Origin of the sequence: Amycolatopsis sp. NBC_01307 (assembly GCF_035975215.1) — a bacterium.
GTDB lineage: Bacteria > Actinomycetota > Actinomycetes > Mycobacteriales > Pseudonocardiaceae > Amycolatopsis.
Genome location: NZ_CP108403.1, coordinates 2,050,711 through 2,067,762, shown reverse-complemented (window position 1 = coordinate 2,067,762; position 17,052 = coordinate 2,050,711). Strand labels below are relative to the sequence as shown.

The 17,052-nt window shown below is 72.8% G+C and carries 14 protein-coding genes; 4 read left to right on the top strand and 10 right to left on the bottom strand.

Annotated elements, in window-relative coordinates:
* Positions 1-191 precede the first annotated feature (191 nt).
* The 8 genes from OG439_RS08900 to OG439_RS08855 all read right to left on the bottom strand — a co-directional run bounded on the left by OG439_RS08900 (position 192) and on the right by OG439_RS08855 (position 9,990).
* Positions 192-2,330, bottom strand: coding sequence for a SpoIIE family protein phosphatase (locus OG439_RS08900; RefSeq protein WP_326948891.1), 2,139 nt, complete (start codon positions 2,328-2,330; stop codon positions 192-194).
* A 168-nt stretch (positions 2,331-2,498) separates the two neighbouring features.
* Complete coding sequence (locus tag OG439_RS08895; protein ID WP_326948890.1) at positions 2,499-3,467, bottom strand: glycine betaine ABC transporter substrate-binding protein; 969 nt, start codon at positions 3,465-3,467, stop codon at positions 2,499-2,501.
* 27 nt (positions 3,468-3,494) lie between these two features.
* Positions 3,495-5,879, bottom strand: coding sequence for an ABC transporter permease subunit (locus OG439_RS50045; RefSeq protein WP_442792291.1), 2,385 nt, complete (start codon positions 5,877-5,879; stop codon positions 3,495-3,497).
* 145 nt (positions 5,880-6,024) lie between these two features.
* On the bottom strand, positions 6,025-6,792 hold the full coding sequence (locus OG439_RS08875) for a sigma-70 family RNA polymerase sigma factor (RefSeq protein ID WP_326948889.1): 768 nt from the start codon (positions 6,790-6,792) through the stop codon (positions 6,025-6,027).
* 267 nt (positions 6,793-7,059) lie between these two features.
* Positions 7,060-7,626, bottom strand: a complete 567-nt coding sequence (locus OG439_RS08870; RefSeq protein ID WP_326948888.1) for an SRPBCC family protein — start codon at positions 7,624-7,626, stop codon at positions 7,060-7,062.
* A gap of 98 nt (positions 7,627-7,724) precedes the next feature.
* On the bottom strand, positions 7,725-8,312 hold the full coding sequence (locus OG439_RS08865) for an ABC transporter permease (protein ID WP_326948887.1): 588 nt from the start codon (positions 8,310-8,312) through the stop codon (positions 7,725-7,727).
* On the bottom strand, positions 8,309-8,941 hold the full coding sequence (locus OG439_RS08860; RefSeq protein WP_326948886.1) for a TetR/AcrR family transcriptional regulator: 633 nt from the start codon (positions 8,939-8,941) through the stop codon (positions 8,309-8,311). Before OG439_RS08860 ends, OG439_RS08865 begins: the two co-directional genes overlap by 4 nt.
* Positions 8,938-9,990 (bottom strand): medium chain dehydrogenase/reductase family protein, encoded by a 1,053-nt coding sequence (locus OG439_RS08855; protein WP_326948885.1) that lies wholly within the window; start codon positions 9,988-9,990, stop codon positions 8,938-8,940. The genes OG439_RS08860 and OG439_RS08855 overlap by 4 nt, the downstream gene beginning before the upstream one ends.
* Before the next feature lie 108 nt (positions 9,991-10,098).
* On the opposite strand from OG439_RS08855, the gene OG439_RS08850 reads away from it, so the two are divergent.
* The 3 genes from OG439_RS08850 to OG439_RS08840 are packed head-to-tail and all read left to right on the top strand — an operon-like array spanning position 10,099 to position 14,330.
* Complete coding sequence (locus OG439_RS08850) at positions 10,099-10,731, top strand: TetR/AcrR family transcriptional regulator (RefSeq protein ID WP_326948884.1); 633 nt, start codon at positions 10,099-10,101, stop codon at positions 10,729-10,731.
* A gap of 60 nt (positions 10,732-10,791) precedes the next feature.
* A complete protein-coding gene (locus tag OG439_RS08845) occupies positions 10,792-12,765 on the top strand; it encodes a hypothetical protein (protein WP_326948883.1) in 1,974 nt (657 codons plus the stop codon).
* 2 nt (positions 12,766-12,767) lie between these two features.
* Positions 12,768-14,330, top strand: coding sequence for a hypothetical protein (locus OG439_RS08840; protein ID WP_326948882.1), 1,563 nt, complete (start codon positions 12,768-12,770; stop codon positions 14,328-14,330).
* Positions 14,331-14,334: 4 nt separating this feature from the next.
* Here the strand turns inward: OG439_RS08840 and OG439_RS08835 are convergent, their stop codons facing one another.
* Positions 14,335-14,883: a TetR/AcrR family transcriptional regulator gene (locus tag OG439_RS08835; protein WP_326948881.1), complete on the bottom strand. Its 549-nt coding sequence runs from the start codon at positions 14,881-14,883 to the stop codon at positions 14,335-14,337.
* 110 nt (positions 14,884-14,993) lie between these two features.
* On the opposite strand from OG439_RS08835, the gene OG439_RS08830 reads away from it, so the two are divergent.
* The gene (locus OG439_RS08830) at positions 14,994-16,007 is read left to right on the top strand and encodes an NADP-dependent oxidoreductase (RefSeq protein ID WP_326948880.1); all 1,014 of its coding nucleotides are present in this window, start codon (positions 14,994-14,996) and stop codon (positions 16,005-16,007) included.
* 88 nt (positions 16,008-16,095) lie between these two features.
* Here OG439_RS08830 and OG439_RS08825 read toward each other — a convergent pair whose 3' ends face one another.
* Entirely contained in the window at positions 16,096-16,917 is an 822-nt protein-coding gene (locus tag OG439_RS08825; protein WP_326948879.1) for a MerR family transcriptional regulator, read from the bottom strand.
* Positions 16,918-17,052: the final 135 nt, after the last annotated feature.

Genomic DNA, 17,052 nt, shown 5'->3' with positions numbered 1-17,052 from the left:
TCCTCGGGTGGACCGTGAGGCCAAACCACAGGGGCACCAGTCCGGTCGCACGCCGGCCCCAAGCGGGGACCGCGGGTTCGGGGTGCGACGGCTCCCGGGCTGAACCGCTGCCCCATGACGGTACAGCCGTGCCACGTCCGACGCAGCACCGTCCCGGTGAGTGGATGACTACCCGTCGCACTGCATGTCGGTCAGTCACGGGCGGTGATGATCAGGGCGGCCTGGTCGTCGGCCGCCTCCGCTTCGCCGGTGAACGCCCGGACCGCGGACGTGATCGCGTGCAGGAGCTGCTGGGCGGTCGCGTGGCGGGGCGCGGCGGCCACCGCGTCGACGAGCCGCCGGTCGCCGAACTCTTCCCGGCCCGGGTCGCGGGCTTCGAGGAAGCCGTCGGTGAGCAGGATGAGGCTTTCGCGCGGCCGCAGCCGGATCCGCCGCTCGGTGAGCCGCGGTGTGGTGTGGATGCCCAGCAGGCGGCCGGGGATGTCCAGCTCGTGGATGCGGTGGTCGGCGTCGAGCAGCAGGGGCAGGTTGTGGCCGGCCCGGATGAGGTCGAGGACGAGCCCGTCGGCGTCGCGGGCGAGGTGGCCGTAGACGAGCGTCGCGAAGTCGGTGCCGTGCGCGTGCGGCCGGTTGCTGAGCGCGGTGTCGATGGCGGTCACCACGGCCGTCGGGTCCCGCAGCAGCGGCGCGACGGCGCGGGCCGTGTGCCGGATCAGCGCGGTCGTGGTCGCCGCGTTGGCGCCCCGCCCGCAGACGTCGCCGAGCATGAACGCCCACGTGCGGTCGTCCAGCTCGAAGACGTCGTAGAAGTCGCCGCCGATCTCGAGACCTTCGCCTGCCGGGTGGTAGAAGGTGGCGAGCTCGGCGCCGGGCACTTCGGGCAGGTCGGGCATGAGCAGGCCGGCCTGCAGGTCACGGGCGAGCCGGACCCGCTGGTGGTACTGGCGGGCGCTGCGGGCGGCCGACGCCGCGCGCCGGGCGAGCTCTTCGACCAGCGTGACGGCGTGCTCGTCGAACGGGTGGTCACTGGTGGTGAACAGGGTCACCGCGCCGAAGGTGTGCCCGCGCTCGGTGAGGGGGACGCACAGGGACTCGGTGAAGCCCGGCCCCGGTCCGGCCGCGCGCACGGTCCGGCCCGAGGACAGCACGTCCGCGACGGTGCCACCGATCTCCGGGTCCGGGTCGGCGGGCGACGGGTCCGCGGCGGCCTGGGCGACCCGGCGCAGGTGGCCGTCCTGGACGATGTCGACGACCGCCAGCGGAGCGAGCTTGGGGACGTAGAGGTCCGCGAGCTGCTGCAGGGTCTGGACGTGGTCCAGATCCGCGGCGAGGGCCGTGCTGGCGTGGAGCAGGAACGCCAGGTCGTCGCGGATCGCCCGTTCCTTCTCCTCGGCGACCAGCCGGGCCCGCTCGGCCTCGTGCCGTTCGATGGCCAGTGCGGCCGTCTCGGCGAACAGACGGGCGAGGGCCAGGTCGTTGGCCTGCGGGGCGCGGGGCGCGCGGTGGTACATGGCGAACGTCCCGAGCAGCCGGCCGTCGCGGCCGAGGATGGGCGTCGACCAGCAGGCCGCCAGCCCGGCGCGGCCGGCCAGGTCCCGGAAGTCGGCCCAGAACGGGTCTTCGCCGATGTCGGTGACGATCACCGTCTGCCGGCGGTGGGCGGCGGTGCCGCACGAGCCGACGCCTTCGCCGGTGGCGATCCCGTCGATGGCCTCGTTGTAGAAGCCGGGCAGGCTGGGCGCCGCGCCGTGACGCAGGTGGCGGCCGTCCGGGTCGGCGAGCAGCACGGAGACGAGCACGTCCGGCGTGAGGTGCTCGATGGTGGCGGCCATGCCGTCGAGCACGTCGGCCAGCGGGGCCTGCCGGGCGATCTGCTCGAGGAGCGCGCGGTGCTCGGCGGTGAGCCGCTGCGCGTGCTTGATCTGGGTGGTTTCGACGCCGATGACGCGGACGCCGGTCACCGCGCCGGCGGCGTCCCGGCGGGGTTCGTAGGTGAAGTCGAAGAACGCTTCCCGGACGTCGGTCCCGGTCCCCAGCAGCACCCGGGCGTCGCGGCCGGTGAACGGCTGCCCGGTGCGGTAGACGCGGTCGAGCTGGTCGAGCAGGCCCTGCCCGGTCAGCTCCGGCACGAGCTCCCCGAGCGGGCGACCGGCCGCCAGCCGGCCGGCACTGCCGACGGCCTTGCCGAACGCCGGGTTCGCGGCCTCCAGCACGTGGGCGGGCCCGCTCAGCGAGGCGAACAACGCGGTGGACTGACCGAACAGGTCCCGCAGGTCGGCGTCCGCCGGGGCCGGGTCGCCGGCCAGCCGGTCGGCGCTCGCTGAAGACATCGGCCCGCTCTCGTTCCGTTGTACCTGAAGTCCGGTCAGGCGCTGAGCGGTCCGGCCCGCTCGTCAACGGTGTGCCTGTCTTCTCAAGCCTCGTCGACACGTGACGCCCACCACGGTGCGCGTCACCCGCCGCTCGAAGCATACCGACCGCCCCGCCGGCGGGGCGGTTCAGCTGATGAAGCCCGCCGCCTTCAGCCAGTCGTGGGCCACCGTGGCGGGCTTCCGGCCGTCCACGCTGACCTGCTTGTTCAGGTCCGTGAGCGTCGCGGTGTCGAGCTTCGCGGCGATCGGCGTGAAGACCTGCTCCAGCTGCGGGTACTTCTGCGCGATCGCCGAGGTGATCGAGATCGCGGGGTTGTAGGTCGGGAAGAAGTGCTTGTCGTCGTCGAGCACGGTCAGCTTCTGCCCGGCCACGCGCCCGTCGGTGGAGGCGACCGAGCCGAAGCCGCAGGGGTCGCCCTTGCCGATGCTGGTGTAGACGACGGCGTCGTTCAGCACGTGCACCTGGGCTTCGGGCAAGGTGAACCCGTAGGTCTTCTCCACACCCGGGAAGCCGTCGTCCCGGCTCTTGAACTCCGGGCCGATGCACGTCGAGGCCGCGGCCGGGTCCTTCTGCGCGAGCGCCGCGTAATCCGAGATCGTCTTGACGCCGGTCTTGGCGAGGGCCGCCGGGTTGCCGGCGAGGGCGTAGGTGTCGTTGGCCGGCGAACGGGCCCACCAGGTGACCTGGTTCGCCGCGTCGGCCTGCTTCACCGCGTCGTACTGCGCCTGCGGGTCGGCGGTCGGCTTGGTCTGCTTGAGGTAGCTGATCCAGGCGGTGCCGGTGTACTCCCAGTACAGGTCGATCGCGCCACTGGTGAGCGCCTGGCGGACGTTGCTCGAGCCGGTGATGTTGGTCTTGTCCTGCGGGCTCGCCCCGGCCGCCTGCAGCGCGACGATCGCGATCTGGCCGAGCAGCAGCTGCTCGTCGAACTCCTTGGAGCCGACGCGGATCTGCGCGCCGCTCAACGCGTCGATCTTCTTGATGGATCCCGCGCCCACCTGGGCGCCGGTCTCGTCCTTGCCGATCGTGCACCCGGCCGTGAGCGCCGCCGCCGCGACGAACGCGAGGACGGCGGCTGTCGTGCGCTGGAGCATGGGTGGAGCCTCCTTGAAGTGGGGGAGCTACATTCCGCGCGGGTGCAGGACCTCCTCGGCGACCAGGCCCAGCCAGTCGGCGAAGAGCGCCAGCGCGGCGACGACGATGCCGAAGGTCAGGCTCAGGATCGGGCGGTACAGCCCGATCCCGGCGACGAGCCCGCCGCCGAGACCGCCGCCGTCGATGAAGGTGGCCAGCGTCGCGCTCGCGACGGTGAGCACCAGCGCCGTCCGGATCCCGGCGAGGATCACCGGGACGGCCAGCGGCAGTTCGATCCGCCACAGGATCGCCGTCTTCGTCATGCCCATGCCCCGCGCGGCGTCGACGAGGGTCGGGTCGACGCCGTCGAGCCCGACGATCGTGTTGCGCAGCACCGGCAACGTCGCGTAGACGACCAGCGCCGTCACCGCCGTGGCGGTGCCGGTGCCGGTCCAGAGCGCGAGCAGCACGACGAGCCCGATCGACGGGATCGCCTGGCCGAGGTTGCCCAGGCCCAGCCCGACCGGCCGGGCCCAGCGGGCGCCCGCGCGGGTGAGCAGGATGCCGAGCGGGAGGGCGATGACGATGGTGCAGACCGTCGAGATCAGCGTGAGCCGCAGGTGCGCGCCCAGTTCGGTGAAGATCTCGCCGGCGTTGAGGTAGCGCTGTTCGATCGAGTCGAGCGGCTGCGCGCGCACGATCAGGTAGAGCGCCAGCAGGCCGAGGGCGAGCAGGACCGGGCGCACCAGCAGCCCGAGCCGGCTTCGGGACCGTTCGGGCACCTCGGTGTCCGGACGCGGATCGGGCGCTCCCCCGGCGTCCGGGACCGTGGGCGCGGGCGTCCCTTCCGCCGGCTGGAGTGCCGCGATCAGGCGCGGCACGTCGCACACGCCCAGTGCGCGCTCGCCATCGGTGACGACGACGGCGGTGCTTCCGGTGCGCACCATGGTGTCCAGCGCGTCCCGCAGGGTGGCCCGGTGCGAGACCGGCGGCAGGCCGTCCGCCGGCGCGCCGAGTTCGAGGTCCGCCAGCGGGATCAGCGCGAGCCGTTTCAGGTTCCGCTTCGAGCCGGCGAAGGCCGCGACGTAGTCGTCGGCCGGCGCGGCGAGGATCGCCTGGGGCGTGTCGTACTGCGCGAGCACCGACCGCGGCCGCAGCACGGCGATCCGGTCGCCGAGCTTGAGCGCCTCGTCGAAGTCGTGCGTGACGAACACGATCGTCTTGCGCACGTCCCGTTGCAGGCGCAGGAACTCGTCCTGCAGCCGGGCGCGGGTGATCGGGTCGGTGGAGCCGAACGGCTCGTCCATCAGCAGCACCGGCGGGTCCGCGGCCATCGCCCGCGCGACGCCGACGCGCTGCTGCTGGCCGCCGGAAAGCTCGCGCGGGTACCGGGTTCCGTGCTCGCGGGTCAGGCCGACGACGTCGAGCAGCTCGCCCACGCGGGCGGCGACGCGGCGCCGGGTCCAGCCGAGCACCCGCGGCACGACGCCGATGTTGGCGTCCACGCGCAGGTGCGGGAAGAGCCCGACCTGCTGGATGACGTACCCGGTGTGGCGCCGGTGTTCGTCGAGGTCGAGGGCCGAGACGTCGGTGCCGCCGACCGTGACGGCACCCGAGGTGGGTTCGACGAGCCGGTTGATCATCCGCATGGTCGTCGTCTTGCCGCACCCCGACGGCCCGGTCAGCACGACGATCTCGCCCGCGGGGATCCGCATCGTGAGGCGGTCGACCGCGGGCGCGGCCTGGCCGGGGTACCGCTTGCTCAGGTCCCGCAGCTCGATCGTCTCGCCGGCCGTGCCCGCGGCGTCGGCCGACGCCGCCGCCTCCCTGGCGAGCGGACGCCGCCACGTCGTCAGCTTGCCGACCAGCACGAACGCCAGGTCGAACAGCAGCGCCAGCACCACGATCCCGAGCGTCCCGGTCAGCACCTGGTTCAGCGAGTTCACCGAGCCGAACCGGCCGAGGCCGTCGAAGATCTCGTTGCCGAGCCCGGGGCCCTTGACGTACGCGCCGATGGCCGCGATCCCGATGGTGATCTGCGTCGAGACGCGGATGCCGGAGAGGATCACCGGCCAGGCGAGCGGCAGCCGCACGCGCCACAGCAGCCGCGCCCGGCCGAGCCCCATCCCGCGGGCGGCGTCCACCACGGCGGGGTCGACGCCGCGCAGCCCGACGATCGTGTTGCGTGTGATCGGCAGGAGCGCGTAGAGCACCAGCGCGCACAGGACGTTCGTCAGCCCGAGCCCGAACGGGCCGATCAGGATGCCCAGCAACGCGATCGACGGGATGGTGAGGAACGCCGCGGTCGTCGTGGTCGCGATCGAGCCGAGCCACCGCCGCCGGTAGGTGAGCAGCCCGAGCGTCATCCCGATCAGCACGGCCAGCGCCATCGCCGCGAGGGTGAGGTCCACGTGGAGGATCGCGTCGTTCACGACGTCGATCCAGTTCTCGCGGAGGTACTCGGAAAGGCTCAGGGCCGCGCTCCTCGGGCGTCGAGGGGCGGAAATTCACCGACCGCCCCAGTCCGGCTTGGACCCCAACCCCAGCACGTCGGCGGGTTCCTGTCCACCGCCCCGATCAGGCCGCGACGTGCGCGACCGCGGCGGGCAGCTCCTCGTTGAGCCGCCGGAGACTCGCGACCAGCTCCTGGCAGTCCGCGCAGCCGTCGAGGTGCGTCCGGATCCGGCTCGCCTTGTGGTGCCCGATGCCGTCGCGCACCCACCGGCCCAGCTGACCGCCGACGTCGCGGCAGTTCCGCCGCTGCGACGCCGGGACGTGCTGGTCCAGATAGGCCTGACGCAGCCCCTCCCGGGCGCGGTAGGCCAGCGCCGCGACGCTGTTCGGCGACATCCCCAGGTCCCGCGCGATCCGCGCCGGCGACTCGCCCTCGATCTCCGTGCGCCACAACACGATCCGCCACCGCTCGGGCAGGCCGGCGAAGGCGGCCGCGGCGACGGTGGCGTGCAGCCGGCTGCCCACCTGCTCGTCGCTTCCCGCGCTCGGCAGCACGTCCGGCACCTCGGCGACCACCGAGACGGACGCGTCGTGCCGGCGCCAGGTGATCATCGTGTTCCGGATCGTGGTGAGGAGATAGGGCCGGAAATCCTCGTTCGGCCCCTCCCCCGAGCGCAGAATCCGTAGTACGCGGGTGAATCCTTCGGCGATCAGGTCGTCCCGCTCCGCCGCGTCGGCCGCGATCGCGGCCGCCACCCGGCGAGCGGCGACGTAGTGCCGGTCGTACAGCCGGCCGTACGCCGCGACGTCCCCGCCACGCACCGCTTCGATCAGGACCGCGTCGTCCGGGACATCCCTCGCCCCGGCCTCCGCCGGTACCACGTCGGTCACCGCTCCCCCTCGCCCATGCTCTTGCTCATGCCCTTGCCCGTGCCGCTGCTCACGCTCTTGCACGTGCAGATTGATCCGAGATACTCACCCAACGAGGGAGCGGGCGCAAGGTTTCGGCGCCAGGTCCCGGTTTCTTCCGGAACAAGCGCCGTAAAACCGGAGTTTGTCAGGGCGCGGCGGGTTCGGACGCGAATTCGCCGGCCGGGCGATGACGGTAAAAATACCGGCAGCCTCCCTTTTCGGAAGGCCACCGGCATTCCCCGGAGATCAGTGACAGCCGGACCGCGCCTCGGCGGTGTCCCGCAACCGGTGCACCCAGTCGGCGAGGCCTTGGTCGAGGCTGCTTTGATTACCGGGAACGTCGGCTTCGACCGGCGGGCCCGCCCAGGATTCCTCGGTGGTCGCGAGTACGCCGTCCCCGGTCGGCTTGAACGTCCACAAGTGCACGCCGGTGATGCCGTTGACGGGCGCGCCCCATGCGGTGCACCCCAAGGGCTTCACGGTCTTGATCGTCGACTCGGCGTGCGTGTTCTGCGGCGACCACGAGAACACCGAGCCCGGCCGCAGCGGCCCCGGCGTTTCCTTGTGCGCGGGGGCGATCTCCGGGATCCAGCTCTGCCAGTGGTCGATGTCCGTGTGCAGGCGCCAGATCTCCGCCAGCGGCGCCTTGATGAGCGCACTCGCCCGGCTGACCACCGGCGCGGTCTTGTCGACGGTGACGCCCCGGCAGTCCTGATAGGTCCCGGAACTCGCCGAAGCGACCGACTGCGCGGACAGCGTCATCGCCGCGCCGAGGGTCACGACGCCGATACCGCGAAGAATGGTGTTGGTCATGATCAGTCCTTTTCGATCGTGAGGAAAGTGGTGGCGCCCCGGCGGTCACCGGAAACGTCGAAACTGTCGAACGACAATTCGAGCAGCGGGAACGTCGCTCAGCGGTTCGCACCTTCGGCGAGCCGGCGGTGTTCGAGGACGGTCGCGACCGCGTAACCACCACCTCCGGCGACGGCGAGGACCCAGAACAGCCCGGGCGTGCCGAAGGCGAGCGAGGCGGTGGAGACCAGGGCGAGCCAGCTGCCGAGGCCGTAGTGCAGGACGTTGCGGCGCACGGCGCCTTCGCCCAGGTAGAGCAGGCCGACGACGAGGCCGGAGCCGGCGGGCCAGAGCACGGTGGCCAGGTCCGGCGAGTCCATTGTGGACGTCAGGCCGGTGATGGCGAGGAAGAGCGCCGTGAAGCCGCCGACCCAGGACAGGCCGAGGAGCCGGCCGCTGAGGACGTCGGCGCCGCCGCGCTGGGCCCGGGCCGCGGCGAGGGTGGCGAACACGGTGCCGGCGGCGAGCCCGAGGCCGAGCAGCGTCATCGGCAGCCACCCGGGCAGGCGGACCAGCGGGTCGTCGCCCCCGGACACGGCGGCGGCGCCGTGGCCGAAGACGTACGCGAGGCCGAAGCTGAGGTAGGTGGCGCGGTTGTCGGTGTCCCCGGCGCGGGCGACCGGGGCGGCGGCGATGGCGGTGGTCATGACGGGAGTCCTCCGGAAGTGAGGCGGGACAGGGGAAACGCGATCCGCTCGACGATGTCGGCGGGCCACGGGAAGACGTCGGTGACGGCGCGCTGGTGGGCGAGCCCGTGCAGGCCCAGCCACAGCGCGACCGCGTCGGCGGCGGGATCGGTGCTGGTGCAGTACCCGGCGGCGACGCAGTCGGCGAGGCAGCCGGTCAGGACGCGCAGTGCTTCTTCGCCGAGGGCGGCCAGCTCGCCGGGCGCGGCCTCCGGGCTCCAGGTGCCGCCGAACATGGCGCCGTACCGCTCGGGATGGTCCCGGGCGAAGCCGAGGTAGGCGTGGCAGACGGCGTGCAGCCGGAGCCGGGGATCGGGGCCCGCGTCGGCGAGGGCGGTCCGGGCCCGGCCGGACAGCTCGGCGAACCCCTGGCGGACGACGTCCAGCAGGATCGCGGGCCGGTCGTGGAAGTGGCGGTAGATCGAGGGTGCGGTGATCCCGGCGCGGCGGGCGACGGCGCGCAGGGTCACGGCCCGCGGGTCACCGCCGGCGTCGAGCAGGGCGGTCGCGGCGGCCAGGATCTCGGCGCGGAGCCGGCCGCCTTCCCCACGCCGGTTCCGCGAGCGGGGCGGACCGGCGCCCGGGGTCACGGCCGGCCCGGGTCCGCCACGATCACGACCTTGCCCGCGACGGTCCGCGACTCGGCGAGCGCCAGCGCCGCACCGGCGTCCGACAGCGGGAACTCCGCGGCGATCTGCGGGCGCAGGACGCCGCTTTCCACCAGCCGCAGCACCTGCGTGAGGTCCTCGCGCAGCCGGGCCCGGAAGGTGTTCAGGCGGCGCTTGCCCGACCAGAAGTTGTAGAACCGCGCGCTCTTGCCGTTCGGCAGCAGGTTCCACAGCGCCAGCCGGGCGAACAGCCTCAGCACCGGCAGCTGCGAGTTGCCCTCGGTGTCCTTGGACGCCGCGGTGCCGTACGACACCAGGGTGCCGCCACGGCGCAGCAGCCGCCACGAGTCCGCCACGCCGGCCCCGCCGACGTGGTCGAACACCGCGTCCACGCCGTCCGGCGCGAGCTCACGGAGCTTCCGGTACATCTGCGGGTCGTGGTAGTCGACCGGGGTCACGCCCAGCTCGCGCAGCGCCGCGTGGTGGCGCGGCGACGCCGTGCCGAGCACCGTGATCCCGGCGTGGCGGGCCAGCTGCGCGAGCGTGGAGCCGACGCCGCCGTTGGCGCCCAGGACCACGATCGTCCCGCCGGCGCGCACGGTGGTGTTCCGGTGCAGCATCTGCCAGGCCGTGACGCCGTTGACCGCGACGGTCTCGGCGGCGGCCGCGGAGACCCCGTCCGGCACCGCCACCAGGTCGGCGGCGGCCAGCACCTGGGCGCTGGCCCAGCTGCCGACCTTGGTGACCGCGGCGAACCGGCGGCCGGCCAGGGCCGGGTCGACGTCCGGGCCGGTCGCAGTGACCGTGCCGACGACGTCGTAGCCGGGGACGAACGGGAACGGTGGCTGACTGAAGTACTTCCCGAGCCGCATCTGCTGCTCGGCGAAGGAAACGCCGGTCGCGTCCATGCTCAGGACGACCTGGCCCGCGGCGGGCGCCGGAAGGGTGCGGGTGCGGACCTGGAGGCCGGAGACTTCGACCTTGCCCGGCAGGACGACCTCGGTGGCGGTGGTGACAGTGGTGGTTCCCATGGCGGCTGCTCCGTCCGATCGGTTGTGCTTACAGCCGTAACCCTACGAGCGTTAGCGTACCGAGCGCAAGAGCTAACGCTTGTAAGTTTCATGGCGTAAACTGACGGCATGGACACCGAAGGCACCGCGACCCGCACCCGCAACCGCCGCGGCGAGGGCGCCCGCCTGCGCGACGAGATCGTGGCGGCGGCGGTCGAGCTGCTCGACGAGACGGGCGACGAAAGCGCCATCACCCTGCGCTCGGTCGCGCGGCACGTCGGGATCGCCGCGCCGTCGATCTACCGCCACTTCCCCGACCAGCCCGCGATCATGCTGGCCGTCGTCCGCAACGCCTTCGCCGAATTGGACGCCGAACTCCGCACCGCCCGGGACGCCGCGACCGGCCCTCGGCAGCGGCTGGTCGCGATCTGCGACAGCTACCTCGGCTACGCGCAGGCACACCCCGGGCGCTACCGCACGATGTTCGGCGGGCTCTGGATGCCCGACCTGACCGACAGCTCCCTGACCGAGACCGACCTGGCCACCCTGGGCCGGGCGAGCATGGAGCTGCTCCACGACGCCCTCGCGGACTGCGTGAGCGCCGGCGTCGCCACCAGCACCGACCTCGCGGCCGACACCGTCGCGTTGTGGGTCGGCGTGCACGGACTGGCCCACCAGCGCGGTGTGTCCCCCGCGTTCGTGTGGCCGCCGGACATCGCCGACCGCGTCGTCACCTCACTGGCGCACCTGAGCGCGGACTGAGTTCCGCCGGGTACCGGCGTTTTCTCGTATCAACGCGCCCCACCTCCTACTCTCAGTGGGGTGGACGGCATCGACAGTCTCCGGCACGCGATCGAAACCATTCCCATTCCCGGCGCCCCGCCGCGGCTGTCCCGCCAGGGCGCGGCGGTCGGGCTGGCGCTGCTGGACACCTCGCTGCGGCTCAACCACGTGCGCCGGCTGACCGAACGGCTGACCGTCGTCGAGCACGGGACGGCGCGGCGCAGCACCGAGGTCGACGTCAGCCTCAAGCTCCTCGACGAGGGCCAGCGCCAGGCCACCGCACAGCTGCAGGACCTGATCGGGCAGGAACACGGCGAACGGGCCACCTCGCGACCGGCCCGGCAGCGGTCCCTGTGGGTGCCGCTGGCCCGGCTGCCGCGCCGCGACGTCTCCCCCGTCGACGTCTTCGACAGCTCGGGCCAGAAACTGCCGCGGCTCACCCAGCACGAGGCGTCGCGGCTGGTCGCCGCCGGGCTCTACCGGCTGTTGCGCGGGATCCTCGCCGGCGACGAGAACGCGCAGACCGCCAAGCACGAGCTGAACACCTTCCTGTTCCAGGTGCACGAACCGCGCTGGCTCATCCAGCAGGCGCTGCTGACGCTGCTCACCGAGCGGAACCACCCGGAGGAGGAGTTCGCGCTGGCCCCGGCCGGCGGCACGGTGCCCGGGTACGGCCGGCAGTGCCGGGAACTGGCGCTCGACATCCTCGCCGGCTGCGCCGACCTGCTCGTCGAGTACGCCTACCTGCTGAACGTCGCCGTCCGCGACTACATGCTGGTGGTGGCGCTGGACGACACGGTCGAGGAACACCGGCTCAGCTACGAGACCCCGCTGCACGTCGACGCGCGCCAGCCCGTGGCGCGGGAGCAGTGGCGGCGGCTGGCGTCGAGCCGCCGTGGGTACGTCGTGAGCTACGAGACGATGATCCCGGCGACGCTGAAGTCGTACCACCTGGTGGCGGGCACCGCGCCGGAGGCCGAGATCTCCCGGATGTACCTGTCCACCGACGCCGACCAGCACCAGGTGGACGGCCTGGTCGAAGACCTGGCCTCACTGGCCGAACGGCAGGACGCCGCCCCGCTGCAGGAAGCCGATGGCGCCCGGCACAAGATCCTCGAGCTGCAGGCCCAGACCGTGCTGCGCCGGCTGGCGGACCTGGTGCGCCGCCGCAAGTGGGAGGCCGGCCAGTCCGGCGTCGAGCTGTCGCCGCGCAGCCTGCCGGCCTGCCACCGGCTCACCGCCGCGGCCACCACGGGCGAGGCCGTGCGGACGGATTCGGGCGAGCTCGACAACTCGCTGCGGCGGCACCCGGAGTTCACCGCCGCGAACCTCCGCGAGGCCGCCCAAGAGCTGACCGACCGGGAGTTCGGGCAGGACCTGGTGCTGGTCAACGGGATCGCCGACAACGAGGCGCGGGCGTACTGGCGCCGCTCCGGCGGCCGCGACGCGCGCGGCGACCACGTCCGGGTGCGCGCGACGCTGGTGCTCAAGGACTCCACGAAGTCCGGGCCGCTCAACGTGACGTTCTACGCGCTGGCCGTCGCGACGGTCTCGTTCGTGCTCGGCTGGATGCTGGTGGGCAGCCCGTGGTTCTACGGGCGGGCCGCCACCGAGACGCTCGGCCACATCGGCGACGGCCAGTCCGTGATCACCATGCTGTTGCTGCTGCCGGGTTTCCTCTACAGCCGGTTGTCGCTGCCGCCGCGCCGCACCGTGCTCGGCTACCTCGGCACGCTGCCGCAGGCGCTCGTGCAGCTGAGCATCGCGGCCGTCGCCGGGTTCGCCGCGGCCGTCGCGACGCAGAGCCGGGGCGAGGTCGTGCAGGTCACGCTCACGATCGCCGTCGGGCTGCCGGTGCTCGCCGCGCTCGTGCTGTTCAGCCAGGTGTCGTGGCGGGTCTCGGCGATCCCGCTGTCCCGCATCGGGGCGCCGCGGTGGGCGGGCGCCGGAGCCTGGGACCGCCGCAGGCCGCTGGACGCCGACGTCCGGTTCGACTCGTCCGGGGGGTGGTGAAGGTGCGCAACCAGCGGATCTCCGTGCGGAACGTCGCCGACCTGGCCCGGGCCGGCTTCGAGATCGCGCGCCAGCCGGTGACCAAAGTGGACTTCGAGGTGCACCACGCGACGGCCCGCCACGGCTACCTGCGCGAGCTCGTGTCCGACGACTCCGACACGACGATCTTCCTGGAGACGCTGTGTTCGGCCACGAACGGCGCCGGCGTCGTGATCGGCACCCGCACCCGAAAGCCGTTGGACGGCACCGAAGTCGTCGAACGCGTCGACGGCCAGCAGCCGGCCGAACGCCCGCAGCAGCGCCCGGGCGCCTGGGTGTTCCACCAGACGACCTCGCCCAACCCGACGTTCATCTACGAGTCCGCGCAGACCTTCGAGGGCCTGATCGGGATCGACCCGGGCGCGCACGAGGTGTGCGAGTGGCACGGCCTGGCCATCCGCGACCTGGCGAGCGAGATCTCCGACGCCGCGGCCGGGCTCATCGACGCGCCGCTGTTGTCCCTGCAGTGCCCGGCGCAGCTGCCGACGATCGTCAAGACCCGCAACCACGACCTGCGCACCCGCAAGGAGGTCGCGCCGCCGTGCGCGTCGCTGGCGGTCCGGTTCTCGATCGCGCTGCGGGACGCCTCCGCGGCCGCGCGGTTCGAGCTGGCCGACCGGTTCCGGGAGCTGTGCGAGAAGAACGGCTACAGCTTCTGGCTCGCCGACACGCGCCCGGGGCACCGGCAGGGCAACTGGTTCGAGGTCTACCACGCCGACGGCGAGTTCTCCCCGCTGTACAAGGGGGATCTCCGGTCCCGCCAGCGGGTCGGCACGTGCCTGCCGGTGACGTTCGTCGGGCCGGCGCGGATCGGCTCCACGCACGCGATCACGGCGTTCCTGCAGCGCTACCCGCAGGTGGGGGTGGTCGGCTGCGCCGGGACGACGTTGTCGGACGTCGCGTTCGTCCACCTGCAGCTGTCGATCCACGGCGTGGCCGCCGACCGGCTCAACCGGATCCTGGGCAAGCTGCTGGGCGAGTCCTCGACCCCGGCCCGGCCGTACAAGCTGCTGCGGGAGCTGTTCAAGCGGCTCGGCCTGCCACCGGACCCGGACGGCCCGGGCTCGGCGGCACCGGACCCGACGGGCGACTACCAGACCTTCGCCGGCCCCGCGTTCGCCTACCGCCCGTTCCAGATGCCCGACTGCATGGCCGTGTGGGTGTCGTGGGAGATCGCCCGCCAGCACCAGGGTCTGGCCGCCCCGCTGGACTGCCTGTACCGCGCGCTGGCCCAGATCGCGCCGCGGGCGGACGCCCAGCCGTCGGCGGCCGAGCTGACCACCGTCGAGTACCTCATCTGCCGCGCCACCGAGCAGTCGGTGATCCGGGGCAAGGCGAAGCTGGCCGTTCCCAAGTCGGCCCTGCGCCAGTTCGCCTCGGGTGGCGCCGAGCTGCCCGCGTCCAAGCTGTGCGCGTCGCTGGAGGAAGCGTGGAAGGCCCACGTGGACCAGTCCGGTGTGGACGGGGTGAGCGAGCTGACGGTGGCGTGGCGCGAATCCTGGCTCGGCCACTGGACGTACTCGTGACGGGCTAGCCCTTCACCAGGACGGCGCCCATGACGACGCCGAAGAGGCGTTCGACGCGCGGCTCGAGCGCGGGCTGGTCGCCGAGCCAGGCCAGCGACGCGGCCAGGGCGAACAGGTCCGCGCCGTCGATGTCGGTCCGCGCCGCGCCCGCGGCTTGGGCGCGGGTGAGCAGCCGGGTGCCGGCCGCGCGCATCGTGACGCAGGAGTCGTGCAGCGCGGACTCCGGGTCCTCGATGGCGTTCACCATCGACGTCACCACGCCGCGGTAGTTCGTCGTGCACGCGACGAAATCGCGCAGCCACGCCAGCAGCGCGTCCGCGGGCGGGCTCGTGGTCTCGACCTCGGCCGCTTTCGTCGTCAGCTCGTCGAAACTGGTGCGCAGCATGGCTTCCAGCAACGACTCGCGCGTCGGGAAGTGCCGCAGCAGGGTCGCGAGCCCGACCCCGGCCCGGCGGGCGATGTCGCGCATCGAGGCGTCGACGCCGTGCTCGGTGATGACGGTGCCCGCGACGACGAGCAGGTGGTCGTGGTTCGCCTTGGCGTCCGCCCGCATCTCCGCCTCCTTTGACATCCGGACCACTGATCCGCATAATCGGATCAGTGGTCCACATAAGTGGATCGTTGATCCGTTCAGCGTACCCGGTGCGCAGACAGGAGAACGCCGTGTCACCACGGACGATGAAGGCGATCCGGTTGCACGAGTTCGGCGGGCCCGAGGTCCTGCGGTACGACGACGTGCCGGTGCCCGAGCCGGGGCCGGGTGAGGTGCTCGTGCGCGTCCACGCGGTCGGCGTCAATCCCCCCGACTGGTACGCCCGCGAGGGGATGCCCGACGTGCCGCCCGAGCTGAAGCCGCCGTTCTCGCTGCCGCTGATCCCGGGGACGGACGTGTCGGGTGTCGTCGAGGCCGTCGCCGACGACGTCGAGGCGTTCGCCGCCGGCGACGAAGTCCTCGGCCTCCTCCGCTTCCCGGCCAGCCTGCAGGGCGCCGCGTACGCGGAGTACGTGACCGCGCCGGCCACCGACCTCGCCCGCAAGCCGGCCGGCGTCGACCACGTCGCCGCCGCCGGGCTGGCCATGGCGGGGTTGACCGCGTGGCAGTTCCTGATCGAGCTCGGCCACGACCACCCGTCGCCGTTCCAGGCGGCCCGGCACCAGCCGATGCCCCTCGGTGCGGACACCACGGTGCTCGTCAACGGCGCCGCGGGCGGCGTCGGGCACCTCGCCCTGCAGCTGGCGAAGTGGCGGGGCGCCCACGTCATCGCCGTCGCCTCGGGCACGCACGAGGCGTTCCTGCGGGAGCTCGGCGCGGACGAGTTCCTCGACTACCAGAAGGTCCGGCCCGAGGAGGTCGCCCGTGACCTCGACCTGGTGCTGGACACCGTCGGCGGCCCGGACAGCCGGCGGTTCCTGCGCACGCTCAAGCGCGGCGGTGCGCTGTACCCGGTGTACTTCGGCGAGTTCGACGACGAGGAGAACGAGAAGCTGGGCGTCACGGTCACGGCCACCCAGGTCCGCTCGAACGGCGCGCAGCTCGCCGAACTCGCGCGCCTGCTCGACGACGGCACGATCCGCGTCGCGATCGACAGCACGTTCCCGCTGGAGAAGGCGGCCGCGGCGCACGAACGGGCCGCGCGCGGGCACCTCCGGGGCAAGATCGTCCTCACCGTCGACTGAAGCGGCCGGCTCGATCGGCAGGATCGGGGTGCGTCTCGGCGACGTCGACCGGCTCGGCGCTCGCCGCGTTCCGGCGCGGTCCTGAGCGTCAGGTGGCGTCGGAGCGGAAGATCGGCCAGCCGACCTCGGTCCGCCACTCGGCTTCGGCGGACGTCTCGATCGGGTCCCGCAGGTAGTACTCCCGCAGCGGCCCTTCGACGCCGATCTCGTGGCGGGCGGCGTAAGTGCCCAGGTCGCCGTAGGTGAGGTCGATGTCGTTCAGCGGCCCCGCGTGCACCGCGATCGCCAGTTCGGCCGGCGGGACCACGAACGCCGTGACCCGCCCGACCGGGCGGAGGCCGGCCTCGACGGGGACGAACACCACGGCCTCGCCCCGCTCGTGTTCGTACAGGTCGCTGTCGAACAGGCCGCCACTGGGCCCGGTGCGGCGCAGGTGCTGCGCGCCGATGACGCCGTTCAGCTCCCCCAGCGCGCCCTGCCACCAGCTCAGCACGTCGGCGCGGTCGATGACGGCCCGGATCCCGATGGCCGGCTGGGCCGGCACGGACCGGTGCTCGATCACCGGACCGCCGGGAGCGCGTCGCAGGAGGTCCCGCAGGTCGTCGACCGCCGCCCGCGCCTCGACGAGCTTCGTCTCCAGGCGGTCCAGGTGCGCGCTGATCAGCTTGTTGCGGTCGGCGACCGCCTCGGCGGCCAGGACGGCCTTGACGTCGGCGACCGGCATGTCGAGGCCGCGCAGGCGGCGGATCACCTGCGCCGGGGGAACCTGGTCGAGGGAGTAGTACCGGTACCCGGTCGCCGGGTCGACGTCGGCCGGTTCGAGCAGCCCGACGTCGTGGTAGTGGCGCAGGGTCTTCGCGCTGAGGTGCGTCACCCGGGAGAACTCGCCGACCGTCAGACCTGCTCGCATGGCGCTCATTCTGAACCTTCCCCCGGCCGGAAGGTCCACCCGCCGGTCGCCCCTTGCCTCTCCCCCGGCCGCCGGGCCCAGCATCACCGGTACCGGCCACCGCGGCCGGCTCCCGACGGAAGGACAAAGTCATGG